Source organism: Enterocloster alcoholdehydrogenati (assembly GCF_013282095.1).
Classification (GTDB): domain Bacteria; phylum Bacillota; class Clostridia; order Lachnospirales; family Lachnospiraceae; genus Enterocloster; species Enterocloster alcoholdehydrogenati.
Window position 1 is genome coordinate 13,926 of the sequence record NZ_BLTJ01000014.1, and the last position, 25,081, is coordinate 39,006.

The 25,081-nt window shown below is 50.3% G+C and carries 17 protein-coding genes and 1 tRNA gene; 16 read left to right on the forward strand and 2 right to left on the reverse strand.

Features of this window, described 5'->3' with window-relative positions:
- Positions 1-2 precede the first annotated feature (2 nt).
- From HW447_RS14775 to HW447_RS14805, 7 genes are all read left to right on the forward strand, one after another.
- Positions 3-3,515 carry a DUF4132 domain-containing protein gene (locus HW447_RS14775; RefSeq protein ID WP_176255897.1) on the forward strand — a complete coding sequence of 1,171 codons (3,513 nt, stop codon included), beginning with the start codon at positions 3-5 and terminating at the stop codon, positions 3,513-3,515.
- 194 nt (positions 3,516-3,709) lie between these two features.
- Positions 3,710-5,533, forward strand: a complete 1,824-nt coding sequence (locus tag HW447_RS14780) for a VanW family protein (RefSeq protein WP_176255898.1) — start codon at positions 3,710-3,712, stop codon at positions 5,531-5,533.
- 277 nt (positions 5,534-5,810) lie between these two features.
- A complete protein-coding gene (nifJ, locus tag HW447_RS14785) occupies positions 5,811-9,347 on the forward strand; it encodes a pyruvate:ferredoxin (flavodoxin) oxidoreductase (protein ID WP_176255899.1) in 3,537 nt (1,178 codons plus the stop codon).
- A 182-nt stretch (positions 9,348-9,529) separates the two neighbouring features.
- The gene (locus HW447_RS14790; RefSeq protein ID WP_176255900.1) at positions 9,530-10,528 is read left to right on the forward strand and encodes a LacI family DNA-binding transcriptional regulator; all 999 of its coding nucleotides are present in this window, start codon (positions 9,530-9,532) and stop codon (positions 10,526-10,528) included.
- Between the two features lie 275 nt (positions 10,529-10,803).
- Positions 10,804-12,729, forward strand: a complete 1,926-nt coding sequence (locus HW447_RS14795) for a sucrose-specific PTS transporter subunit IIBC (protein ID WP_334296812.1) — start codon at positions 10,804-10,806, stop codon at positions 12,727-12,729.
- Entirely contained in the window at positions 12,726-14,192 is a 1,467-nt protein-coding gene (locus HW447_RS14800) for a glycoside hydrolase family 32 protein (RefSeq protein WP_176255902.1), read from the forward strand. The genes HW447_RS14795 and HW447_RS14800 overlap by 4 nt, the downstream gene beginning before the upstream one ends.
- Before the next feature lie 187 nt (positions 14,193-14,379).
- Positions 14,380-14,452 (forward strand) — tRNA-Ala (locus HW447_RS14805).
- 216 nt (positions 14,453-14,668) lie between these two features.
- On the opposite strand, the gene HW447_RS14810 is transcribed toward HW447_RS14805, so the two are convergent.
- Complete coding sequence (locus HW447_RS14810) at positions 14,669-15,541, reverse strand: methionyl aminopeptidase (RefSeq protein ID WP_176255903.1); 873 nt, start codon at positions 15,539-15,541, stop codon at positions 14,669-14,671.
- Between the two features lie 99 nt (positions 15,542-15,640).
- Complete coding sequence (locus HW447_RS14815) at positions 15,641-15,862, reverse strand: helix-turn-helix domain-containing protein (RefSeq protein WP_176255904.1); 222 nt, start codon at positions 15,860-15,862, stop codon at positions 15,641-15,643.
- Positions 15,863-16,098: 236 nt separating this feature from the next.
- Between HW447_RS14815 and HW447_RS14820 the strand changes: the two genes are divergently transcribed.
- The 9 genes from HW447_RS14820 (at position 16,099) to HW447_RS14860 (ending at position 25,015) form a co-directional block, all read left to right on the forward strand.
- Positions 16,099-16,236, forward strand: coding sequence for a hypothetical protein (locus HW447_RS14820; RefSeq protein ID WP_176255905.1), 138 nt, complete (start codon positions 16,099-16,101; stop codon positions 16,234-16,236).
- Between the two features lie 277 nt (positions 16,237-16,513).
- Entirely contained in the window at positions 16,514-18,133 is a 1,620-nt protein-coding gene (locus tag HW447_RS14825) for a mannitol dehydrogenase family protein (protein WP_176255906.1), read from the forward strand.
- 295 nt (positions 18,134-18,428) lie between these two features.
- Entirely contained in the window at positions 18,429-18,962 is a 534-nt protein-coding gene (locus tag HW447_RS14830) for a DUF1653 domain-containing protein (protein ID WP_176255907.1), read from the forward strand.
- Positions 18,963-18,998: 36 nt separating this feature from the next.
- The gene (uvrC, locus tag HW447_RS14835; protein WP_176255908.1) at positions 18,999-20,930 is read left to right on the forward strand and encodes an excinuclease ABC subunit UvrC; all 1,932 of its coding nucleotides are present in this window, start codon (positions 18,999-19,001) and stop codon (positions 20,928-20,930) included.
- Between the two features lie 72 nt (positions 20,931-21,002).
- On the forward strand, positions 21,003-21,935 hold the full coding sequence (gene hprK / locus HW447_RS14840; protein WP_176255909.1) for an HPr(Ser) kinase/phosphatase: 933 nt from the start codon (positions 21,003-21,005) through the stop codon (positions 21,933-21,935).
- Positions 21,936-21,959: 24 nt separating this feature from the next.
- On the forward strand, positions 21,960-22,871 hold the full coding sequence (gene murB, locus HW447_RS14845; protein ID WP_176255910.1) for a UDP-N-acetylmuramate dehydrogenase: 912 nt from the start codon (positions 21,960-21,962) through the stop codon (positions 22,869-22,871).
- A gap of 14 nt (positions 22,872-22,885) precedes the next feature.
- Positions 22,886-23,755, forward strand: a complete 870-nt coding sequence (gene rapZ, locus HW447_RS14850) for an RNase adapter RapZ (RefSeq protein WP_176255911.1) — start codon at positions 22,886-22,888, stop codon at positions 23,753-23,755.
- Between the two features lie 9 nt (positions 23,756-23,764).
- Positions 23,765-24,724 carry a DNA-binding protein WhiA gene (whiA, locus tag HW447_RS14855; RefSeq protein WP_176255912.1) on the forward strand — a complete coding sequence of 320 codons (960 nt, stop codon included), beginning with the start codon at positions 23,765-23,767 and terminating at the stop codon, positions 24,722-24,724.
- 36 nt (positions 24,725-24,760) lie between these two features.
- Positions 24,761-25,015, forward strand: coding sequence for an HPr family phosphocarrier protein (locus tag HW447_RS14860; protein WP_176255913.1), 255 nt, complete (start codon positions 24,761-24,763; stop codon positions 25,013-25,015).
- Positions 25,016-25,081: the final 66 nt, after the last annotated feature.

Genomic DNA, 25,081 nt, shown 5'->3' on the forward strand with positions numbered 1-25,081 from the left:
CTATGATACATTCACAGAAATCCTATACGGATAAGATCATGGAGAGTCTGGAACCCATCGGATTGTCTGAAAAGGAAAGGGAGCAGGTAGAGGCATACCTTTCCGGGGAAAAGGGGCAGGAAGTCCTGGATGACCTGGAAAAACGGGATTTTTATACTCTCCCTTCTGAGTGTGTAAGACCCGGCAGCCAGCTGTTTTGCAGTATCAGTGAAAAACGGAAGGAAGAAGCCGAAAAGCTGATCCGCGTATTTTTTGCTTTGGGACAGTCGACCTGCGCAGCCATGGCAGCCATAAATTACTGGGGTATCGACTTTATGAAGACATACGGCTATTACTGGGGACTTAAGCAGGAAGAATGGCTGTCTGTGGCAGGGGAAGTGATCGGAAGAAACAAATATATGCTCACATCCCGCTGGATGGATCGGATGCGGAAGGAGGCAAAAACTGCTGAAATAATCAAAACAGCCCTGGATTTCTGCACAGGAAAATGGAGCAATGGCAGCCTGATTCTCTTAGCAATCTATTTCATAATGCGGTATCCGAAAACAGAGTCAGAGGAAATGGATGAGCAGGACGGGGAGCTTATGAGGCGTTATGAGAGAATCGCAGTATCAACGGTGGAAAGTATGCTCCCCCCGTCCCTCTCGGAAAGCCAGAAAAATCAGGTTTGTACAGCCTTAGAGCAGGGGCCGCTGACCGAGGCGGTCTGCTCCATGGCCGGTCCCATAGCAAAAGATGATTTTCTGACCCGGATCATATGCGGCACAGCGTTTGTAAATATGAAATGCTCTCCCTGTTTAAAAAGAACGGCAGAACTGTTTCTCGCTTCCAATATGGAGCAGGCTCTTATGGCTATGGAGGAAATGGATATCCGCGGAGACCTCAGACAGCGGGGCGGTGATTTTGACCAGGTCTTTCATCTGGATACAGGCGCATATATTGCCTGGGCTGCTTTAAAAAATTACAGTAATATCTTAAAATATCAGTTCAGGCAGAACAGGGAAGTATATCTGGAATATCTGAAAAGGGCAGACATGGACAGGCTTGGCCGTTTAATGCAGGTGATCCGCGAAAAGGACACAGCCTTGTATAGGCAGCTCCAGCCTGAGGTGAACCGCCAAAGAAACGCTGAGGTTATAGAGGCGCTGACAGGTGATAACGGCCCGGAGACGGCAGTGCTGAGGGAATACTTACAGGGCAGCGCCCCGCTGTCTGCGCTGTATCCCTATGAGGAAGATATGGTAAAAAATGCAAATTATTACCGGGGCTACCGCTTAAGGGATAAGATAGCACAATGTGAAGCGGAACCGGAAAACAGGGCGTTTGTGAAACGCTGTATGGCCTGCATTTTCCTGCGGCAGGAGGGGTATTATTTTGCATCTGGATCATCAGGCAATCCTTTTTTGGGAAATGATGAGGCCGCTTTTGCCGAATTTTTCAAGGATATGGAGGATGCCGGAATGGACGCTCTGCATCTGATCAAGACCTTTGTCCTGAATTTAAAATCACTTTACAGTGAGGATGCAAAGACGCGTTGTTATGATATGGCTTCCCGCAAGGTATTTCTTCCAAAGCTTCAGGAAGATCCCCAGGCTGTCGCTGAGGCGTTCCGCCGGTCGGAGGCAGAGGGACGCCGTCTGGGCCTGATGACCATGGCCCTGCTGCCGGAAACCTGCCGCAGAGAGATTCTTTCCTATACCCAGGATACGGCCAAAACCGTCCGTTCAGAGCTTTTACATATTCTGGAAGAAAAGAGAGAGTGGAGAGAGGATATAAAAGCCCTTCTTTCCGATAAAAAAGCAGGGCCAAGGGAAATGGCCGTCTGCACCTTGGCAGCCTGGAACGACCCGGAGGACCGTCCTGATTTGGAAACGGCCCTGGAAAAGGAAAAAAATGCCAAGGTGCGAAAGCTTCTGCTTCAGGTTCTGGCTCAGGAAGACGGGCAGGAGAACGGCACAGGTGCAGCCGCAGGCGGGACGTTAAAGAAGGAGGAACTGGTGAAAAATCTTCATAAAGGCGGCAAAAAACGGACGCTGTCCTGGGCGTTTGAGACCCCCTTTCCTCAGGTGCGCCGAAAGAATGGAGAAACCGCCGGGGATGAGTACCTTCAGGCGTTCCTTCTTAGCTATGCCGGTATGGGATCGAATCCTGGAGTCAGCCAGGACGCCGCTTTTCTGGCAGAGGATTTAAATGAAACAGAGCTTGCTGTTTATGTCAATGAGCTGTTCGACCGCTGGATGGAGCAGGGGGCGGAGGCCAAGAAAAAATGGGTTCTGTATGCAGCATCTGTCCATGGCGGCAGTTTGATGGTTAAAAAACTGTCCCATCAGATCCAGGAATGGCCGGCGAATGCACGAGGAGCCATGGCCTGTGAAGCCGTCCGCGCACTTGCCCTGAGTCCAGAACCGGAGGCGCTTTTAAAGGTAGACAGCATCGCTTCAAAATTTAAATTCCGCCAGATCAGGGCCGCGGCCTCCAATGCCCTGGATTTTGCCGCTTCCCAGCTTGGGATGACCAGAGAGGAACTCTCTGACCGGATTGTGCCGGATCTGGGATTTGATGAGCGGATGGAACGGCAGTTTGACTATGGGTCAAGGTCATTTATTGTAACCATTACCCCGGAGCTGGAGATACAGGTAAGAGATCAGGAAGGCAAAAAGCTTAAAAATATGCCGGCTCCCGGTAAGCGTGATGAGCAGGAGAAAGCGGCGCTGGCCTATGAGGAATTTAAATCCATGAAAAAGCAGATGAAAGCTGTGGTTTCCAATCAGAAACAGCGGCTGGAACAGGCGCTTTCTGCCAAGCGTCTGTGGAAGAAGGAAGACTGGCTGGCTCTCTTTACGAAAAAGCCTGTGATGCACCCCTTTGCCATTGGCCTGATCTGGGGAATATATAAGGAAGAAACGCTGACCGACAGTTTCCGCTACATGGAGGACGGATCCCTAAACACAGCAGATGAGGAGGAATATGAGCTGCCGAAGGAGGCAAGGATCGGCCTGGTTCATCCCGTGGAACTTACGAAGGAGGAATTGGAGGCATGGAAGGGGCAGCTGGAGGACTATGAGATCATTCAGCCTATTTCCCAGTTAGACCGGCCGGTGTACCGGCTGGAAGAGGAAGAAAAAGGGAAAAAATCTCTGGAGCGCTTTGAGGGCATACAGATGAACGACCTTTCTCTGATAGGAAAAATGCAGTCTCTTGGCTGGTATACAGGTTCCGTTCAGGATGCAGGCTGCTTCTTTGAATTTTACCGGGAGGACAGAGAATTGGGAGCAGAGCTTCACTTTTCAGGTACCTATATAGCCGGGCAGAACGAGGAGGTTACGGTAGAGAGCGTCCGGTTTTACCGTGCGGGAGAGGTGAAGCGGGGAAGTTATGTGTACGATGAAGCGGATGATAACAAGGCGCTTTTTCTGGACCATGTTCCTGCCCGGTATTTCAGCGAGATCGTGCTGCAGCTGTCAAAGGCGACGGCGTCCGGCAGCCGCCTGGAAACAGATGGAAACAAGGGATGAATCAAGCGTTAAAAAGTCTCCGAAATACTTTGGTAACAGTTTCATAATATTTCATTTATATATGGTAACAGTAAATTCATAAATGAAGAAACTCGCAGGAAAAAAATATAAAAAGGCGGTTCCATTTTGAGTAAAGTATGTTATACTACAAGCTGTGAATAACGAAAAAGTATTTTAAACAAGGTGTGAGGAAAATGAATCAGTTAGAAAACAACAGCAGGAACCGCAGCTCTTCTGCAGGCAGAAGCCGCGCGAAAGGTTCAGATAGAGGGCACGGCGCCTCACGGGGAACCACCTCAAGAAACACTGGGGCGGGAAACGCAGGGCGCGGCAGTTCACGGAGCTCATCATCCTATCATTCCGGCCAGGCAGGCAGGATGAATGCCATGCAGAACGCAAGGCGCAACAGCCATCACAGAAGAAAAGGGCCTAATTACAAGGTCATTGCCATTGCCGGTGTGATTCTGATTGTAGTCATTACCTGTATTGCCATGGCGTTCAAGGAAAAGAAAACCGGAGGAACCGAGACCCAGAGCCAGACCGAATCTGTGACTGAGACGGAGATGGAAAAGGAGGTGTCGGTAGACGGCGTTTCCATTACAGGTATGTCAAAGAGCCAGGCAAGGGAAGCAATTTTAAAGCAGTTTCCATGGAGCATGACTGTTTCCTATGGATCAGATGTTTATGAGGTAAACGACCTGATGGAGGCCAAGGTGGACGCTCTGTTAGAAGAGATCTACAGCGGAGAACCTCAGGAAAGCTACAGTCTTGACACTGCTGGACTGGAGGAACAGGCCAAAGCGGAGGCCGCAGCCTGCGCAGCCAAGTGGGATAAAAAGGCAAAAAATGGTTCCATTGACAAATTTGATGCATCTTCCGGCAAGTTTATTTTTTCCGGCGAGGAAAATGGCTTTGCCATTGACCAGGATAAGCTGGCTTCCGACATTTTAGAAGCCCTGTCAGAAAAGAAGTTTGACGCCAGCATCGAAGCTTCCGGCAGTGTTACGGCCCCGGAGATTACAGCGGCAAGCGCAAAAGAGAAGTATAAGACCATCGGTACATTTACTACTACGACTACGTCAAATAAGAACCGCAATACCAACATCCGTCTGGCAGCGGAGGCACTTAACGGAACAGTAGTGAAGCCGGGAGAGGAGTTCTCCTTCAACGGCACGGTTGGCCAGCGTACGGAGGCAAAGGGCTATAAGGGTGCGGCCGCCTATAATAACGGCGAGGTGGTTCAGGAGATCGGCGGCGGCGTGTGTCAGGTTTCCACCACCCTCTATAATGCCGTGTTCAAGGCCGGCCTGAAGATCAGCTCCCGCAGATCTCACACCTTTGAGCCCAGCTATGTGACACCGGGACGGGATGCTACGGTCAGCTGGGATCAGCCGGATTTTAAGTTTATAAATAACTCAAGTACAGCCATCGGCCTGCGTGCAAGCTACGCAGATCAGAAGGTGACCGTATCCGTATACGGTATTCCTATTCTGGATGATGGCATCACCTGGGATCTGGAATCCAAAAAGGTAGAGGATCTGGGAGTGCCGGAGCCGGAGTATGTAGAGGATCAGACACTGGAACCCGGAGTAGAGAAAACGGTCAGCAGCGGAAGTTCCGGCAGCCGGTGGGAAACCTATAAGGTGATCTATAAGGATGGCAAGGAGATTTCCAGAGAACTGGATCACAAGACTACCTATAAGGGGCATAAGCCTGTGGTTCACCGCAATACCAGCGGCGTAGTGTTAAATCCCGCAGAGACCACTACCCAGGCGACTACAGTTACTCCTACTGTGGACGGAATGCCTGACGGCTATACCCCCTCCTCCAGCGCTGCAGAAACTCAGCCGGGAGGCAGTACCGGGACAACGGCAGCCTCTTCGGGCGGACCGGGCAGCACCAAGCCGTCAGAGTCATCGGCGGCCCCGGCCCCCACGTCCCAGGCAGAAACGGCGGCTACAACAGCCGCTTCCGGTCCAGGAGAGGCACCGGTAGTAGTGCCGGTGAAACCAGAATAGGGTTTTAGTGAAAAACAATAAAAAATCATGAAAAAATAAGAAACAGTCCCCATACCGTTCTCGGATAAGAGCGGTTGGGAGACTGTTTCTTTGCTACCTGCACAAATTATACTGTATACATTGTATTTTTTGCAGTAATGGCAATTAAGCATTTGCAATTTGTTAAATAATTGATTATAATAGTATACAGGTCAGTTTGCGTGGGGCTAAGACCTACAGGCGGACTTAAATGTATACTATCATATACATATTTCACTAATTGCAGGAGGAAATCAAAATGGCAAGAAAAATGAAAACCATGGATGGTAACCATGCAGCAGCTCATGCTTCCTATGCATTTACTGATGTAGCGGCTATTTATCCGATTACCCCATCTTCACCTATGGCTGAAGCCACAGATGAGTGGGCAACAGACGGAAGAACCAACATCTTCGGTCATGAGGTTCAGATTACAGAGATGCAGTCTGAGGCTGGTGCAGCAGGCGCTGTACACGGTTCTCTGGCAGCAGGTGCGCTGACCACCACCTATACTGCTTCCCAGGGTCTGTTACTGATGATCCCCAACCTTTACAAGATCGCAGGCGAGCAGCTGCCAGGCGTATTTAACGTATCCGCCCGTGCACTGGCAAGCCATGCGTTATCTATTTTCGGTGACCATTCCGACGTTTATGCCTGTCGTCAGACCGGATGTGCTATGCTGTGTGAATCCAGCGTACAGGAGGTTATGGACTTAACTCCCGTTGCTCATCTGGCAGCAATCAAGGGCAAAGTTCCTTTCATCAACTTCTTCGACGGTTTCCGTACATCTCATGAGATCCAGAAGATCGAGACCTGGGATTACGAGGATCTGAAGGATATGGCTGATCTGGATGCCATTGCAGCATTCCGCAAGAACGCTCTGAATCCAAACCATCCATGCCACAGAGGTTCCGCTCAGAACCCAGATATCTTCTTCCAGGCAAGAGAGGCCTGCAATCCTTACTATAATGCTCTTCCTGCTATCGTTCAGGAGTACATGGACAAGGTAAACGCCAAGATCGGCACGAACTACAAGCTGTTCAATTACTACGGCGCTGCTGATGCAGAGCATATCATCGTTTCCATGGGTTCTGTAAATGATACCATTGAGGAGACCATTGATTACCTGGCTGCACAGGGAAAGAAGGTTGGCGTTGTCAAGGTTCGTCTGTACAGACCATTCTGCGCACAGGCGCTGATCGACGCAATTCCCGAGTCTGTTAAGACCATCACTGTATTAGACAGAACCAAAGAGCCAGGCGCCATGGGCGAGCCTCTGTATCTGGACGTTGTTGCAGCTCTTAAGGGCAGCAGATTCGATCAGGTTAAGATCCAGACCGGCCGTTACGGCTTAGGTTCCAAGGATACCACACCTGCTCAGATCGTAGCCGTATTTGAGAATGAGACAAAGAGCCCATTCACAATCGGTATCGTGGACGACGTTACCAATCTGTCCCTGGAGATCGGTGCTCCGTTAGTTACCACTCCAGAGGGAACAACCAACTGTAAGTTCTGGGGCCTTGGCGCTGACGGTACCGTAGGCGCTAACAAGAACTCCATCAAGATCATTGGCGACAACACAGATATGTACGCTCAGGCATACTTTGATTACGACTCCAAGAAGTCCGGCGGTGTTACTATGTCTCACCTGCGTTTCGGACACAGCCGTATCAAATCCACTTACCTGATCCGTCAGGCAAACTTCGTTGCCTGTCATAATCCTTCCTATGTACGCAAGTACAACATGGTTCAGGAGCTGGTTGACGGCGGTACCTTCCTGTTAAACTGCCCATGGGATATGGAAGGCCTTGAGAAGCATCTGCCTGGACAGGTTAAGAAGTTCATCGCAGACCACAAGATCAACTTCTACACCATTGACGGCGTTAAGATCGGTATCGAGACCGGCATGGGCCCGACCCGTATCAATACCATCCTTCAGTCTGCATTCTTCGAGCTGACAGGCATCATTCCTGCTGAGAAGGCAAATGAACTGATGAAGGCAGCTGCAAAGGCAACCTACGGCCGCAAGGGCGAGGATGTTGTTATGAAGAACTGGGCAGCAATCGATGCCGGCGCTAAGGGCGTTCACAAGGTAGAGGTTCCTGCAAGCTGGTCTGACTGCGAGGATGAAGGCCTTGACTACAAGGTAGTTACTGAGGGACGCAAAGATGTTGTTGACTTCGTAAACAATATCCAGTCCAAGGTAAATGCTCAGGAAGGAAACAACCTGCCTGTATCCGCATTCAAGGATTACGTTGACGGTTCTACTCCATCCGGTTCCTCCGCATACGAGAAGCGCGGTATTGCTGTAAATGTTCCTGTATGGAATGTTGACAACTGTATCCAGTGTAACTTCTGCTCCTATGTATGTCCTCACGCTGTTATCCGTCCAGTAGCCATGACAGCTGATGAAGCTGCGAAGGCTCCTGCCGATATGAAGATGAAGGATATGACCGGTATGCCAGGCTACAAGTTTGCCATGACCATCTCCGCACTTGACTGTACCGGATGCGGTTCCTGTGCAAATGTCTGCCCAGGTATGAAGGGCAACAAGGCTCTGGATATGAAGCCTCTGGAAGAGAGCCTCAGCGAGCAGGCAATCTTTGACTTTGGCCAGACGGTATCCATCAAGGATGAGGTTGTTGCAAAGTTCAAGGAGAACACTGTAAAGGGCAGCCAGTTTAAGCAGCCTCTGCTTGAGTTCTCCGGCGCGTGTGCAGGCTGCGGCGAGACTCCTTACGCAAAGCTGATTACTCAGCTGTTCGGTGACAGAATGTACATCGCAAACGCAACTGGATGTTCCTCTATCTGGGGCAACTCTTCACCTTCCACACCATACACCATGAACGCTAAGGGCCAGGGTCCTGCATGGGACAACTCTCTGTTCGAGGATAACGCTGAGTTCGGTTACGGTATGCTGCTGGCTCAGAATGCAATCAGAGACGGTTTAAAGGCCAAGGTTGAGAGCGTAATGGCAAATGACCAGGCAACAGAAGAGATCAAGGCTGCCTGCAAGGAGTGGTTAGATACCTATGGAATCGGCGCATTAAACGGAACTGCAACTGACAGGCTGGTTGCTGTATTATCCGGCGTTGACTGCCCAACCTGCAAGGACATCGTAGCTAACAAGGATTTCCTGGCTAAGAAGTCTCAGTGGATCTTCGGCGGTGACGGATGGGCTTACGATATCGGTTTCGGCGGTGTAGACCACGTTCTGGCTTCCGGTAAGGATATCAACATCATGGTATACGATACTGAGGTTTACTCCAATACCGGCGGTCAGGCCTCCAAGTCTACCAAGACCGGTGCAGTTGCTCAGTTCGCAGCTGGCGGTAAGGATACAAAGAAGAAGGATCTTGCAGGCATCGCCATGAGCTATGGCTATGTATACGTTGCACAGATCTGTATGGGCGGCGATATGCAGCAGACTGTTAAGGCTCTGGCTGAGGCTGAGGCATATCCGGGCCCATCTCTGATCATCGCGTATGCTCCATGTATCAACCATGGTATCAAGAAGGGCATGAATAAGGCTCAGACAGAAGAGAAGCTGGCATTAGAGTGCGGTTACTGGAATAACTTCCGTTACAACCCGGCAGCAGAGAAGAAGTTCACTCTGGATTCCAAGGCTCCTAAGATGGAGAACTATCAGGAATTCTTAAAGGGCGAGGTTCGTTACCTGTCTCTGACCATGAAGAACCCTGCAAGAGCAGCAGAGCTGTTCGCACGCAACGAGCAGGAGGCTAAGGAACGTTATGAGTACCTTTCCAAGCTGGTTGCTCTGTATGGAAATGACTAATTTCTGCAGTGAAAATGTATATTGAATGATAGAAGGGCTCCTGGAATGTGAAAGCATTCCGGGAGCCTTTGCGTATTTGGGAAAATGTGGTAAACTATATAGAATAACAGAAAAAGCAAAAGAGTCGGGCAATGCCGGAAGGCTTCCGGATGCCGCGAAAGCCGAGAGGGGAAAGAGGAACTATGACAGAAAAAATTACCATGGCGGATATTGCCAGGATGGCGGGCGTAACAAAAAGCACTGTATCCCGGTACTTTAACGGAGGGAGCATCAAGGAGGAAACCAGAGAGAAGATACAGACTGTGATCCGAAAACACAATTATGAACCCAATACGTTCGCGAGGCTAAAGGCCAGAGAGAGCAATGTGATCGGAGTGGTAGTTCCTACTCTGAATTCCAAGGTTACCAGCCGGGTCGTCACCAGCATCGGACGGTATCTGAGAAACCAGGGTTATGAGGCACTGATCAAGGATTCCGATCACAGTCCGGAACTGGAGTTTCGGAATATCCAGAGGCTTATGGGGCGGAATGTAGACGGTATTCTTTGCAGCGCCATCTCTGTTACGGAAGAATTGCGCAGGCTTATCCAGTCCAGCCCGGTACCGGTGGTAGTGCTGGCTCAGGAATTTGAAGACGGGATTGCGGTAATGGTAGATGATTACGGGGCCGGAAGATTCATGGGACGGTATGTGGGAGAACGCGTCCGAGGCCGGGTGGCTTATCTGGGCGTAGATGTGAGGGACGCTGCTGTGGGAATATGGAGAAAACAAGGTGTCATGGACGGATTGAAAGAAAGAGGGATCCGTGACGTGATCACCTTTTTGGGGGATTACAGCTATCAGAGCGGCCAGGATATGATGAAACAGGTTTTAAGGCAGGGAAAGGTGGACGCTGTGATCTGCGCTACAGACCGGCTGGCTTTTGGAGCCTATCGGGTTCTGGGAAGTCATGGGATCTCGATCCCGGATCAGGTGTCTGTAGCAGCTTTTGGAGGCTATGATGAGAGCGAACTGCTTCATCCTCAGCTGACTACCCTGCGGTTTGATTCCTATGCGTTGGGATATCTGGGTGCAGAGACGCTTTTAAAAGAAATACGGAAAGAACCGGTGCCGAAAAAACAGATTGTGGGATATCAGCTGATTGAGGGGGGGAGTGTTCGGAAATTAGCTGAAGGATTGTGAGTTATACACAAAAATCTCGAATGAATTTTTACAAGCAAAAATGGAACCGGTGCCAATGATATATTGACAAAAGTGGACACAAGGTGTAAGATTAATGCGTGGAACCGGTGTCAAAACAAAAAAGGCTATGTGTGGACCAAAAGGCGCCGGATTGGAATATTTGCACAAAATGCAGTTCGTTCTGAATGGAATCCTGGTTTTTGTCCCCCACGGAGGGAAAGGGATGGATGAGAGAGGCCGGACAGAGTGCTGCAGTATAATAAGGGAAGGGGAAAATCATGGATTACGCAAAGACAGCAGAACAGATAATCAAATATGTGGGCGGAAAAGACAATATCAAGTCAGTGGCCCATTGTGCTACGCGCCTTCGTTTCCAGTTAAGAAATAACGATCTGCGCGATGAAGAGGCCATAAGCGGCTTAGAGGGCGTAAAGGGCGTATTCCTTACGCAGTCTCAGTTTCAGATTATTTTTGGCTCAGGCACCGTAAATCTTGTGTTTGCCGAGGTGCAGAAGCAGCTGGGGACACTGGAGGTGAAAGAGGATGAGCGGGAAGAAAAGGAAGGCAATCCGCTCCAGCGGTTTATCAAGATGCTCAGTGATATTTTCGTGCCCATCATTCCGGCCATTGTAGCAGGAGGTCTTTTGATGGGACTAAATAATCTGCTGACCTCGCCTCTTCTTCATGGACAGTCTGTGATACAGACATATCCACAGTGGCAGGGGCTTGCAGCGGCGATCAATACCTTCGCCAGCGCACCGTTTACCTTCCTGCCAGTGCTCATCGGCTTCAGTGCGGCAAAGAAGTTTGGCGGAAACGCCTTCCTCGGAGCTGCTATGGGGATGATCATGGTTCATCCGGATCTGTTAAATGCCTATCAGATCGGTGTCGCAGAGCCGCCGGTGTGGAACGTTCTGGGATTTAAAATAGCTGCCATCGGCTATCAGGGAACCGTTCTTCCTGTGCTGGCTGTGTCGTGGATCATCGCCAACATTGAGAAACGGCTCCGCAGGGTTACCCCGTCCTGGCTGGACAATCTGACTACGCCTCTGCTTTCGATCCTGATCACCTCCTTTCTGACTTTTGCCTTTGTGGGACCGGTTTTACGGGAGGCAGGAAATCTTCTGGCATCAGGCATTACCTGGCTGTACAATACCCTTGGACCTGTCGGCGGAGCCCTTTTCGGACTGACCTATGCGCCGATTACCATGACAGGGATGCATCACAGCTTTATTGCCATTGAAACACAGCTTCTGGCAGACAGTGTACACACAGGCGGAAGCTTTATCTTCACTACGGCCAGTATGAATAACGTGGCTCAAGGCGCGGCAGTTCTGGCAGTTTTACTGCTTACGAAGAATGAGAGAATGAAATCTATCTGTTCCGCTTCAGGAATCTCCGCTTTGCTTGGCATCACAGAGCCGGCTATGTTTGGCGTAACCTTAAAACTGAAATATCCATTTTATGCGGCTATCATCGGTTCCGGCGTGGGAAGTGCCTATCTGGCGTGGACAAAGACACTGGCGCAGGCCCTGGGCGCTGCAGGCCTTCCAGGCTTTATCTCCATGAAGCCGGAGGAATACGGACATTTTGCCATTGGACTGGTTCTTTCCATGGGCGTATCTTTTCTATTGACTGTAATATTCTGGAAAAAGTTTGGACTGGATAAAGCAGAACGGGCAGAAAAAAAGGATAAAGCTGATCAAACGCAGCCGGCAGAAAAACAGTCCGATGTCCCGGATGCTTCCGTGTTTGTTTCTCCTATGAAGGGCCGGGTGATGCCGGTAGAGCAGTCGGCCGATGAAATGTTTGCTGCAAAGATGCTGGGAGACGGGATTGCCGTTGATCCGGAGGACGGCACGGTATACGCACCCTGTGACGGCACCGTAAGCCTTCTGTTCCCCACCCGCCATGCCATCGGCATTAAAGCGGATACGGGGGTGGAGGTACTGATACATATCGGTATCAATACAGTTCAGATGGAAGGAGAGGGCTTTGAAGCGTTTACAGAGCAGGGCGCAAGGGTTTGCCGGGGCGACCGGCTCATTTGTGCAGATCTTGACCGGATTCATGCAGAAGGCTATAATCCTCAGACTATGATGATCTTTCCTGAGGGAAAGGATCTGGAAGTGACCGTATATGCCAACGAGCAGGGAGATGAGAAAACAATGGCTGCCAAGGTAAGGAGAACGCAGAGATGACATTTAAGAAATATGAAAAAGTATTTCGGGAAGATTATGAGAAATGGTATCGCGCAAATGAGGCCTATCGGAATAAAGTTAAGGCAGATCCCGACCGTCTTTCCTACCATCTGATGCCGGAAACCGGCTGGCTCAATGATCCCAATGGCCTGTGCCAGTTTAAGGGAGAGTATCATATTTACTATCAGTATACCCCGTTTGAACCTACAGGGGAATTAAAGCTGTGGGGGCATTACCGCACCAGGGATTTCGTTCACTTTGACAGCTGCGAGCCGGTGCTGTTTCCAGACAGCGATGAGGATGCCCATGGAGTTTACTCAGGATCTGCTTTTTCAGAAGGAGATACAATCCACTATTTCTACACAGGCAATGTAAAGCTGTTTGATCGGCCGGACTACGATTACATCATGGCCGGGCGGCTAAGCAATACCCTTCATGTGACCAGCAGGGACGGCTTTCATTTCTCCCCCAAGCAGCTTCTTATGAGCAATAAGGATTATCCTTCCGATATCAGCGCTCATGTCCGGGATCCTAAGGTTATTCGCCGGGAGGACGGCTGCTATATGGTTCTTGGCGCAAGAGATGAAGACAGCCGGGGTCTGGTGCTGGTATACCGTTCTCAGGATTTGGAACGCTGGGAATACCATGGACGTATCGTGACAAAAGAGGCGTTTGGCTATATGTGGGAGTGTCCGGATCTCTTTTTGCTGGACGGGAAACTGTGTCTGATCTGCTGCCCTCAGGGAGTAGAGAAGAGCGGACTGGATTTCTGGAATGTGCATCAGTGTACCGCTGTGGTTTTAGACTATGATTTCAGACCGGGAACCTGGGAGCTTCCAGACAGGACAGCGATTCATATGCTGGATCGGGGTTTTGATTTTTATGCCCCTCAGACCTTTGAGGATGAGAAGGGGCGGCGGATCCTGATCGGATGGATGGGGATTCCCGATGCCTCTTATACCAATCCCACGGTGAAAAAGGGCTGGCAGCACGCCCTGACTCTGCCGAGGCAGCTCCATCTGGAAGGAGACCGCCTGATCCAGGAACCCATGGAAGAGCTGAAAGCGCTTCGGAAAGGCTGCCGCAGCTACGAAAACGGAAAGAGCCTGAAAGAGGAGCACGCGCTCTGCTGTGAAATTCTTGCAGATTTTACAGATTGCACTTATATGAAATTGGAACTGCGAAAAGGGGTATGGCTCACCTGGGAAGACCATATTCTTTCCCTGAAGCTGGGAGTCTGCGGAAGCGGAAGAGACACCAGAAAGGTGGAAATAGAGCGTTTAAACAAGCTGCATATTTTTTCAGACACAACTTCTTTGGAAATATTTATAAACGAAGGAAGAGAAGTTTTTACCACCAGAGTGTATGGCCAGGAAAGCGGACTGTCTTTGGACTGCGATGGAAAGGTACAGGTGGTTGTATATGATCTGGCAGGCCTGGAATACAGGAAAGCAACTTCTTAGGCAGTTGCCTTTTGAAGTACTGCTGTAAACGGAAGGCGGGATGCCAAAAATGTGCCGGATAAAGGGCATACGGCATCCCGTACTTTCGGATTTTTGAAAAACGGGCCAAAAAGTAAAAAATGCTTGATTTATTTCTGGTAATATGGTATTATCATCAAGTCAGCAGTTGCTGATAATTTATTCCAATGGGGGTATAGCTCAGTTGGGAGAGCGCTTGCATGGCATGCAAGAGGTCATGGGTTCGAATCCCACTATCTCCATGTTAAAAGTCCTGTATCTACGGGACTTTTTTGTGTGCTGTATAGCCTGCCAGAATAGGTGTCTGCTGTAAAAACTGTCTTTTTGTACTTATCAGAAAAGGTTAGCGAAAAAATGCACTTTCCCGTACTGCTTTTCCGGGAGAGCGCATTTTGTTTACAGAAGTGGCCCATCTGTATGGATGCAGTCCTTCCGCCGCATACAAAGCGCTGCCAATGCTACCATGCCAGTACTTCGTATCCATTTTCTGTGATCAGCACCTGAATCTCCCACTGGGCGGAGGGAAGGCCATCGTCGGTATAGACGGTCCAGTCATTGTCAGCATCCACAAATATATCAGGGCGTCCCATATTGACCATGGGCTCGATGGTAAAACACATACCGGGCACCATGAGCATCTCAGATCCCTTTTTCGATACATAGCTGACCCATGGCTCTTCGTGAAATTCCAGGCCGACGCCATGGCCGCCGATCTCCCTTACGATGGAATAGCCGTTTTCACGGGCAAAGTCGTGGATGGCCTGCCCCATATCTCCCAAAAATCCCCAGGGACGAACTTCTTTTAAGCCTACTTCCAGGCATTGTCTGGCTGTGTCCACCAGCTTTCTTTTCTCTTCAGAGACAGTTCCGATACAGAACATACGGGAGGAGTCGGAAAAATATCCCTTGTAAATAGTAGAAACATCTACATTGATGATATCCCCTTCTTTCAGCACATCATCAGCGGAGGGGATGCCATGGCACACCTGATCGTTTAAGGAGGTGCATACGCTTCGGGGGAAACCGTTATAGCCCAGGGGAGCAGGAATCCCTCCCAGATGGGTAGTCTGCTCATAGACCCACTGGTCGATCTGCTCCGTGGTAACGCCGGGGCCAATATGTTCAGCCACATAATCAAGGACTGCCACATTGATGTTAGCGCTCTGTCGGATTCCTTCAATCTGTTCTTTTGTTTTGAGCATGGACCGGACCGGCGTTTTCACGCCGTTTCGGCGGTACTGCGCCAGCTTTTCTTCCAATGAAAGATGACAGTCTTTGTATTTTTTACCGCTACCGCACCAGCAGGGATCATTTCTTCCGATTTTTGGCATAACGAAGGCCTCCTCTTGTTTGTTGCGCGCCCAAAGACGTTTGGGGCTGTATGTAAGTATAGCACGGTAGCAGGGGAAAGGCCAGTCTGCTTTTTATCGTTAAGCCGGACCGGCATCCTCTTTCTGGGGCACATATGTGGCAATACCCTCAATGCCGCAGTGAAGGATCCGGCACAGGTCGTCAATGGTAATGGTGCTTAAGGGTTTGTCCCTGCGCAGGCGGTCAATGGTAGCACTGGAAATATTGTATTTGTGGATCAGGGTATAGGTAGTTTCAGATGATTTCTTTAAAGTTTCCCAGAACGGTTTGTAGCTGATCATAAAAAATCCCCCTTTATCAATAAGTATATGACCGTATATTTTATAAACGTTTGAAAAAAGAAAATTCCCCGCCGGTTTGTAAAAAAAATGAAATTATGTAACGATTCAGGACAGGGCACTTTCCTGAATGCTCAAAAGCCTTGCATTTTTGTAAAAAAAAGGTATAATGTGAATCGGAACACAGTGTATAGCCATATGGACATACATCCTGTGCTCCACAGGAGGAAAAGAGGAATATGAAACTGAAAAAAGTATTAGGAAGCTTTGCATGGGTGATTCTGGCTGCCGCGCTGATCCTTATCAATGCTGCCGCGGCGAATGCAGAGGAGTTTTCCATCCAGGAGCAGTATGCAGTGAAGGAAACAGTAAGATAGGCAAAAAAGATACCTTTTCAGAGCAGGAAGATATGTCCCGTACCAGAGCAGAGAGCAAAGGTGCGGGGCATATTTTCATGTTCTCAAAAACAAAGAACCAGCATTGGCAGTCCTATGATTTTCACCGCAACTTTTGCAATACAATAAACAAAAACGCATATGGATTATTTCAGATGGACGTGGTAAGATGAAGCCATAGGTTTACGTGCAGCATGAACTATCATGGTGTGCCTTACAGGCTTTTTTGGTACACGCAATCAACGAGGAGGAATCGGCTATGCATTTACTTGACAGTGAATTAAAAAACAAAGAGCAGTGGGAGAAGGCAGGGATCGCCTTGCCGGAATTTGACAGAGAGGCGATGAAGGCAAAGACAAGGGAAACCCCTCAGTGGATCCATTTTGGAGCCGGAAATATTTTCCGCGCGTTCCCGGCCGCCCTGCAGCAGAACCTGTTAAACAAAGGAATCGAAAAGACGGGCATTATCGTGGCAGAGGGATATGACTATGAGATCATCAGAAGAGCTTACCGCCCTCAGGATGATCTGAGCCTTTTAGTAACCTTAAAAGCAAACGGCACCATTGAAAAGACCGTGATCGGAAGCCTTGCTGAATCTCTTACCGTAGACCGCCATGACGCTGAGGACTGGAACCGCCTTCAGGAGATCTTTGCCGCAGACAGCCTTCAGATGGTAAGTTTTACCATCACGGAAAAGGGCTACAGCATCACAGGGCCGGACGGCTCCTTCCGCAGCGATGTAGCGGCTGACTTTGAGGCCGGACCTGAGGGCGCAGACAGCTATATCGGAAAGCTGGCAGCTCTGTGCTACTGGAGATATACCCACGGCGCCGCTCCGGTTGCTCTGGTAAGTATGGATAACTGCTCTCACAATGGGGACAAGCTTTTTGCGGCGGTAGATGCCTATGCGAAGGCCTGGACTGAGAATGGAAAGGCAGAGGACGGTTTTCTGGCTTATATTGAGAATCCGGAGTGCGTATCCTTCCCTTGGAGCATGATCGACAAGATCACCCCGCGTCCGGATGACAGTGTAAAGAAGATGCTGGAGGAGTGCGGATTTACAGACACGGAAAATATTGTTACCAGCAAAAACACATATGTGGCTCCTTTTGTAAATGCAGAGGAGGCAGAGTATCTTGTCATTGAAAATGCCTTCCCCAATGGCCGCCCTGCGCTGGAAAATTCAGGGGTTATGTTTACGGAGAGAGAGACGGTTGAGCGCGTAGAGCGCATGAAGGTATGCACCTGTTTAAATCCCCTTCATACTACTTTGGCGGTATACGGCTGCCTTTTAGGATATACAAAGATCAGCGACGAGATGAAGGATGAGGATCTTGTAAAGCTGGTAGAAACCATCGGCTATAGGGAGGGACTTCCTGTTGTAACCGATCCCGGCATCCTTTCTCCGAAAAAATTCATCGATGAGGTGCTTCAGGTTCGTGTGCCTAACCCGTTTATGCCTGACACCCCCCAGCGTATTGCCTGCGATACCTCTCAGAAACTGTCCATTCGTTTCGGCGAGACCATCAAGGCATACCTGGCAAGCAGCGAGCTGGATGTAAAGTCCTTAAAGTTTATCCCCATGGTACAGGCAGGATGGTGCCGTTATCTCTTGGGAGTGGATGATGAGCTTAATCCGTTTACTGTTAGTCCCGATCCTATGTACGGGGAACTGGCGGCTAAGCTGGCAGGTGTAAAGGTGGGAGAGAACTGTGACGTCCACGCGGTTCTGGAGCCGATCTTCAGTGATGCCGCAATCTTTGGCGTAAACCTTTATGAGGCAGGTCTGGGGGAGTACGCAGAGGCTGTCTTTGCAGAACTGATTGCAGGAAAGGGTGCAGTAAGACAAACCCTTAAAAAGCATCTGGCAAAGGTATAAGGCGGGCTGTAAAATTTTCTCCCAGGAGAGTTTAGGGCCATTGGATCTTAACATCATAAATATATGACAATGACAGCAGGCAGTCTAAGCGTCTGCTGTCAGAAAGGCTGGCCGGACAGTGCAGGTGATGCTGTCCGGCCGTTTTATATGCAGAAAAAAGCTTTCCTGGCGGCTGCTCTTACAGTTGGTAAGCGGGAACTGAAAAGCCCTTTGACTGTAAAATGAGATATGGTATACTCTATAGATGAACACAATAGATCCGGCTTTGTCCGGGCAGGAAAGAGGTGTGTAAAGATTGGATCAAAGAGAATCTGTACCAGTGCCGGGGACATTTTACAGGCATTTTAAGAATAAGCTGTATCAGATCGTTGCAGTAGCAGCCCACTCAGAAACGGGGGAACCCATGGTGGTGTATCAGGCTCTGTATGGGGATTATGGGGTCTACGTCCGGCCTCTGGATATGTTTATGAGTCCGGTGGACCGGGAAAAATACCCGAATGTAAAGCAGCAGTATCGGTTTGAACGCGTGTGGCCGGGGAGTGAAAGCCCTAGTTTTCAGACACAGAAAGAAGGTGCCGGGGAAAGCCTGCCGGAGGAAGAAGAACTTCCCGGCCCCTGGCTGGAGCGTTTTTTAGATGCAGACCGTCCGGAGGACAAGCTGGCTGTTTTAAAACAGATGGAGGGAACCGTTACCAGGCGGGAGCTGGACTGTATGTTTCTTTCCATGGACTTACAGCCGGAGCCCAAAAAGGATGTGAAGGAGCAGATCCAGGCCCTTCGCCGGTATGTCCAGCTGCTGCGCCGGTATGACGGCACGCGGCTGCGCTAGCAACTGTTTATACACGTTCAAAAGGAGAACGAAATAATGTTTGATCTGGAAGAAGAGTTAAAAAAGCTTCCCTCCAGTCCCGGAGTGTATCTGATGCACAATGACAGGGATGAGATCATCTATGTGGGAAAGGCAATCAGTCTGAAAAATCGGGTGCGCCAGTATTTCCAGAGCAGCCGGAATAAGACGGCCAAGATTGAGCAGATGGTGTCTCATATCGCCTGGTTTGAGTACATTCTTACAGATTCGGAACTGGAAGCTCTGGTGCTGGAATGCAACCTGATCAAGGAGCACCGGCCCAGGTATAATACCATGCTCAAGGACGATAAGACATATCCCTATATTAAAGCCACAGTGGGAGAGGATTTTCCCAGACTGTTGTTTTCCAGGGATATGAAAAAGGACGGCCGCAGCCGGTACTTCGGCCCTTATACCAGCGCCGGGGCGGTGAAGGATACGCTGGAACTGATCCACAAGCTGTACCGGGTGCGCACCTGCAGCAGGAATCTCCCCAGAGATGCAGGAAAGGAGAGGCCCTGTCTAAATTACCATATAAAGCAGTGCGATGCGCCCTGCCAGGGATATATTTCAAAGGAAGAATATCAGAAATCGTTTGGTCAGGCTCTGGATTTTCTGGGAGGTCATTATGACCCACTGCTGCGCACTTTAAAAGGAAAAATGGAAGAGGCCTCTGAAAAAATGGAGTTTGAAAAGGCCATTGAATACAGGGAACTGTTAAACAGCGTAAAACAAGTAGCCCAGAAGCAGAAGATCACAAGCAGCAGTATGGAGGACCGGGATATCGTGGCTCTGGCCAGAGACGACCGGGATGCGGTGGTGCAGGTGTTTTTCATAAGAGAAGGAAAACTGATCGGAAGGGATCATTTCCATATATCAGCCGGAGCAGCGGAGAGCGAGGAGGAGATTTTAGACGGCTTTGTGAAGCAGTTTTATGCAGGCACGCCCTTTATCCCCAGGGAGTTGTGGCTTCAGTATCCATTGGCGGACGGCGAGGTCATCGGCCAGTGGCTTACCGCCAGACGGGGGCAGAAGGTAAGGCTGGTGGTGCCTCAGAAAGGGGACAAGGAACGGCTGGTGGAGCTGGCGGCCAGAAACGCGGCCCTGGTGCTGTCACAGGATAAGGAGCGGATCAAGAGAGAGGAGCTGCGCACCATCGGAGCCATGAACCAGATCGGAGAACTGATCGGAATCGGTGCCATCCGCCGTGTGGAGGCATTTGATATTTCCAATACCAGTGGTGTGGAATCAGTAGGCTCTATGGTGGTCTATGAGGATGGAAAACCCCGGCGCAGCGATTACAGAAAGTTTAAGATCCGCACCGTCCAGGGGCCAAATGACTATGCCTCCATGGAGGAGGTGCTTACCAGACGTTTTTCTCATGGAATGGAGGAAACAAAAGAACTGGAAGAAAATGGAAAAGATGTTTCCCTGGGAAGCTTTACCAGATTCCCGGATCTGATCATGATGGACGGCGGCCGGGGGCAGGTGAACATTGCCCTTTCCGTGCTCACGCGTTTAGGTCTTACCATTCCCGTATGCGGAATGGTAAAAGATGATTTTCACCGTACCAGAGGACTGTATTTTAACAATGCAGAGGTGCCTATTGACCGCCACAGCGAGGGGTTCCGGCTGATCACCCGCATCCAGGATGAGGCTCACCGTTTTGCGATCGAGTATCACAGAAGTCTCAGGGGGAAGGGACAGGTAAAATCAGTGCTGGATGATATTCCCGGAATCGGGCCGGCCCGGAGAAAAGCGCTGATGCGCCGGTTTAAGGACATTGAGGCCGTAAGAAATGCTTCCATGGAAGAACTGGCAGATACGCCCCAGATGAACCGGAGGGCAGCGGAAGCGGTTTACGGATTTTTCCGCGGAAAGGAAAGGGAAACTTTCCCTGCCGGCGGGCCGCCTTCTGCAAAAACACATGACAACCCACAGAATTTATGATAGTATGTATCTTAACCAGACAGTCTCTCCGCATCCATGTGCGGAGGGTAAACACAAGGGGGTAATTGTACCATGCATGGAGTAACTATCAGTGAGCTCATTGAGAAAATGAAGCTTCGCAATACCACGCCGGAGATCGACACAGACAAGATCGTTCTGACCCATCCGGATGTGAACCGTCCGGCGCTGCAGCTGACCGGTTTTTTCGACCATTTTGACAGAGAGCGAGTACAGATCATCGGATATGTGGAGCAGGCGTATATCAACACCATGGATCGGGAAGTTAAGCGCAGGATGTATGATAAGCTGACTTCCAGTCAGATTCCCTGCCTTGTATTCAGCCGGGGCCAGAATCCCGATGATGATCTGCTGGAATACTGCAATTATTACGGTGTTCCCTGTCTTGTATCCGATAAGACCACCTCTTCTTTGATGGCTGAGATCATCCGCTGGCTCAATGTAAAGCTGGCGCCCTGTATCAGTATTCACGGCGTGCTGTTAGACGTGTTCGGCGAGGGCGTGCTGATCATGGGCGAGAGCGGCATCGGAAAGAGCGAGGCGGCGTTAGAGCTTCTTAAAAGAGGGCACCGTCTTGTAACGGACGATGTGGTGGAGATCCGCAAGGTCAGCGATGAGACCCTGATCGGAAGCGCGCCGGATATTACGAGGCATTTTATCGAGCTTCGGGGCATCGGGATCATTGATGTAAAGACCCTTTACGGCGTAGAGAGCGTAAAGGATACCCAGTCTATCGATATGGTGATCAAGCTGGAGGACTGGAACAAGGATAAGGAGTATGACCGGCTGGGCTTAGAGGATCAGTATACGGAATTCTTAGGCAATCAGGTTGTCTGCCATACCATTCCCATCCATCCCGGCAGGAACCTGGCGATTATCGTGGAGTCTGCGGCCGTCAACTACCGCCAGAAGAAGATGGGCTATAACGCGGCTCAGGAGCTGTACAACCGCGTGCAGGCCAATTTAAAGAACGGTCAGAATGACTGAGGCTGACCGGAGGAAAGGAATCAGATGGAATTGAGAGAAACACTGACGGCCCTTCTTGCGCAGGAAGGCTCTGTGTGCCGCTTTATGGAACCCATGAGCAGCCATACCACCTTCCGCATCGGGGGGCCGGCTGTAGCCTTTGTCTGCCCTGAGGGAGAGACAGACCTTAAAAATGTCATTGATTTCTGCCGCAGGGAGCAGATCCCGTACCGGATCCTGGGAAACGGAAGCAACCTTCTTGTCAGTGACGCCGGATTTAAGGGCGTGGTTATTTCCATGACCGAGTGCTGGCAGAGTTTAAGGACAGAGGGGGAGAGGATCTTTGCAGGAGCAGGGCAGCTCCTTAGCCGCACGGCCAGACGGGCTCTGGAGGAGGGGCTTACGGGCTTTGAATTTGCGGCCGGGATCCCTGGAACCGTGGGAGGCGCTCTTGTGATGAATGCAGGAGCGTACGGCTTTGAGATGAAGGATATACTGGAATCTGCCAGAGTTATGACGCCGGAGGGAGAGATCCTGACGCTGGGGCCGGGGGAACTTTGCCTTGGCTACCGCACCAGCTGTATTCCATTCAGGGAATATACGGTGCTGGAAGCCTGCTTTCTCCTGAAAAAGGGGGATAAGGAGTCTATTGAGGCCTCCATGAAGGAACTGGCAGAGAAACGCCGGGAAAAGCAGCCCCTTCAGTATCCCAGCGCCGGCAGTACCTTTAAGCGGCCTCAGGGCCATTTTGCGGCACAGCTCATCGAGGAAGCAGGCTTAAAGGGGCTGACCGTAGGCGGAGCACAGGTATCAGAGAAGCACAGCGGCTTTGTGATCAACCGGGGCGGTGCTACGGCTGCGGATGTGATGGAGCTTTGCAGGCAGGTAAGGGAGAAGGTAAAGGCGCGTTCAGGGGTAGAGCTGGAGATGGAAGTAAAAACGCTGGGGGAATTTTGACAGAGGTGGATAAAATGAAACTTGTGATCGTCACGGGAATGTCCGGCGCGGGAAAGACCATAGCCTTAAAAATGCTGGAGGATCTGGGCTTTTACTGTGTGGACAATCTTCCGGTTTCCCTGGTGGACAAATTTGTACAGCTGGTCTCAGACGGCGGCGATATAAAAAAGGCGGCTCTGGGAATCGATATCCGAAACGGCGAAGGCCTTGACGGGCTGGAGGAAGTGACAGAAAAATGGCGTTCTCAGCAGATGGACATAAAAATCCTCTTCTTAGACGCCAGCGATGCAGCCCTGATCAAGCGCTATAAGGAAACCAGGAGGACACATCCTCTGGCAGGCAGAGGACGGCTGGAAACGGGAATCGGAAAGGAGAGGGACCGGCTGACATTTTTAAAGAAAAAAGCCGATTTTATCATCGATACCAGTATGCTTTTGACCAGAGAGCTGCGCCAGGAGCTGGAGAAGATCTTCCAGAAAGAGGAAGACTTCAAAAATATGTTTATCACCGTCATGTCCTTTGGCTTTAAGTACGGGATTCCTGAGGACGCGGATCTTGTCTTTGACGTGCGATTCCTGCCAAATCCCTACTATGCGGAGGAACTGCGCCCTCTTACAGGAGAGGATTCGTCGGTGCGGGATTATGTGATGCAGGGAAATACGGCGGAGCTTTTTCTTTGTAAGCTGAAGGATATGATTGACTTTCTTCTCCCGAATTACATCAATGAGGGCAAGAACCAGCTGGTTATCGCCATAGGCTGTACCGGCGGAAAACACCGTTCTGTCACTGTGGCAAAGGCACTTTATGCGCATTTAAAGAGCCATGGCGAGTATGGGATCCGCATGGATCACCGGGATATTGACAAGGATAACAAACGAAAGTAAGAGGGCGCCATGTCATTTTCTTCCAGAGTTAAGGAGGAACTGTCCAGGCAGTGGTCTCCTGCAAGGCACTGCCAGATCGCGGAAACGGCGGCTGTCTTAAGCCTCTGCGGGCGGGTGAAGATCTCGGCCGCAGACCGCTATGCCATTGAGATTCACACAGAAAATCTGGCAGTTGCAAGAAAATACTTTACATTATTGAAAAAAACATTTAATATAAATACGGATGTCTCAATCCGGCAGGGCATGGTGCCCGCACGGAGCCGGACATATGTAGTAGCAGTGCGGGAGCATGAGGATGCTCTTCGGGTCCTGCAGGCGGCCAAACTCTTAGACCCATATGGTGAGATTGCCGAGGATCTTTCGCCGGTACACAATGTTGTGGTGCAGAATGTCTGCTGCAGGCGGGCATTTATCCGCGGGGCCTTCCTTGCGGCTGGCTCTATCAGCGATCCTGAGAAGTTCTATCACTTTGAGATCGCCTGCGCCTCTATGAGAAAAGCGAAGCAGCTTCAGGGGCTGATGGCTTCCTTTGATGTGGAAGCCAGGATCGTTCTTCGCAAGCGCTATTTTGTGGTGTATGTGAAGGAGGGAAGCCAGATCGTAGAGCTCCTTCAGGTCATGGAAGCGCCGGTGGCTTTAATGGAACTTGAAAATATCCGGATCGTCAAGGAGATGCGCAACAGTGTGAACCGTCAGGTAAATTGCGAGACTGCGAACATTAACAAGACGGTTTCGGCAGCAGTAAAGCAGATGGAGGACATACGATATATCCGTGATACCATAGGGCTGGAGTCGCTTCCTGAGAATCTTCAGGAGATGGCAAAAGTAAGGCTGGAACGGCCGGAGGCTACGCTTAAGGAGCTTGGGGAGGCTCTGGAGCCGCCGGTTGGAAAGTCGGGTGTAAATCACCGGCTGAGAAAGCTCAGCCTTATGGCGGAGGATTTAAGGGAAAACTTCCCGGAACAGTAAGGAAACGCTCCATCCGCAGAAATGAGGAGGATAATGATGAAGAAAAAAATAATCACGGTTGAACTGGCAGATGGGTTAGAAGCAAGGCCCGCCGCTATGCTGGTGCAGGTTGCAAGCCAGTATGACAGCAGGATCTATCTGGAGTCAGGCTCCAAGCGTGTGAACGCAAAGAGTATTATGGGTATGATGACCTTAGGTCTGATCGCAGGTCAGTCCATCACGGTGGAGGCTGACGGCGCAGATGAGGATCAGGCAGTGTCTGAGATCGAGAAGTATCTGATCAACGCATAAGCCCCTCAGTGCATTCCGGAGAGACAAAAAGGACGATTGGAAACCAGGCGGTATAAGAGGCTGCCT

Bases quoted from the DNA above. Each gene is read 5' to 3' on its own strand.
- HW447_RS14775 (WP_176255897.1), top strand. From the start codon at position 3: ATGATACATTCACAGAAATCCTATACGGATAAGATCATGGAGAGTCTG.
- HW447_RS14780 (WP_176255898.1), top strand. From the start codon at position 3,710: ATGAATCAGTTAGAAAACAACAGCAGGAACCGCAGCTCTTCTGCAGGC.
- nifJ (WP_176255899.1), top strand. From the start codon at position 5,811: ATGGCAAGAAAAATGAAAACCATGGATGGTAACCATGCAGCAGCTCAT.
- HW447_RS14790 (WP_176255900.1), top strand. From the start codon at position 9,530: ATGACAGAAAAAATTACCATGGCGGATATTGCCAGGATGGCGGGCGTA.
- HW447_RS14800 (WP_176255902.1), top strand. From the start codon at position 12,726: ATGACATTTAAGAAATATGAAAAAGTATTTCGGGAAGATTATGAGAAA.
- HW447_RS14810 (WP_176255903.1), bottom strand. From the start codon at position 15,541: ATGCCAAAAATCGGAAGAAATGATCCCTGCTGGTGCGGTAGCGGTAAA.
- HW447_RS14815 (WP_176255904.1), bottom strand. From the start codon at position 15,862: ATGATCAGCTACAAACCGTTCTGGGAAACTTTAAAGAAATCATCTGAA.
- HW447_RS14820 (WP_176255905.1), top strand. From the start codon at position 16,099: ATGAAACTGAAAAAAGTATTAGGAAGCTTTGCATGGGTGATTCTGGCT.
- HW447_RS14825 (WP_176255906.1), top strand. From the start codon at position 16,514: ATGCATTTACTTGACAGTGAATTAAAAAACAAAGAGCAGTGGGAGAAG.
- uvrC (WP_176255908.1), top strand. From the start codon at position 18,999: ATGTTTGATCTGGAAGAAGAGTTAAAAAAGCTTCCCTCCAGTCCCGGA.
- hprK (WP_176255909.1), top strand. From the start codon at position 21,003: ATGCATGGAGTAACTATCAGTGAGCTCATTGAGAAAATGAAGCTTCGC.
- murB (WP_176255910.1), top strand. From the start codon at position 21,960: ATGGAATTGAGAGAAACACTGACGGCCCTTCTTGCGCAGGAAGGCTCT.
- rapZ (WP_176255911.1), top strand. From the start codon at position 22,886: ATGAAACTTGTGATCGTCACGGGAATGTCCGGCGCGGGAAAGACCATA.
- whiA (WP_176255912.1), top strand. From the start codon at position 23,765: ATGTCATTTTCTTCCAGAGTTAAGGAGGAACTGTCCAGGCAGTGGTCT.
- HW447_RS14860 (WP_176255913.1), top strand. From the start codon at position 24,761: ATGAAGAAAAAAATAATCACGGTTGAACTGGCAGATGGGTTAGAAGCA.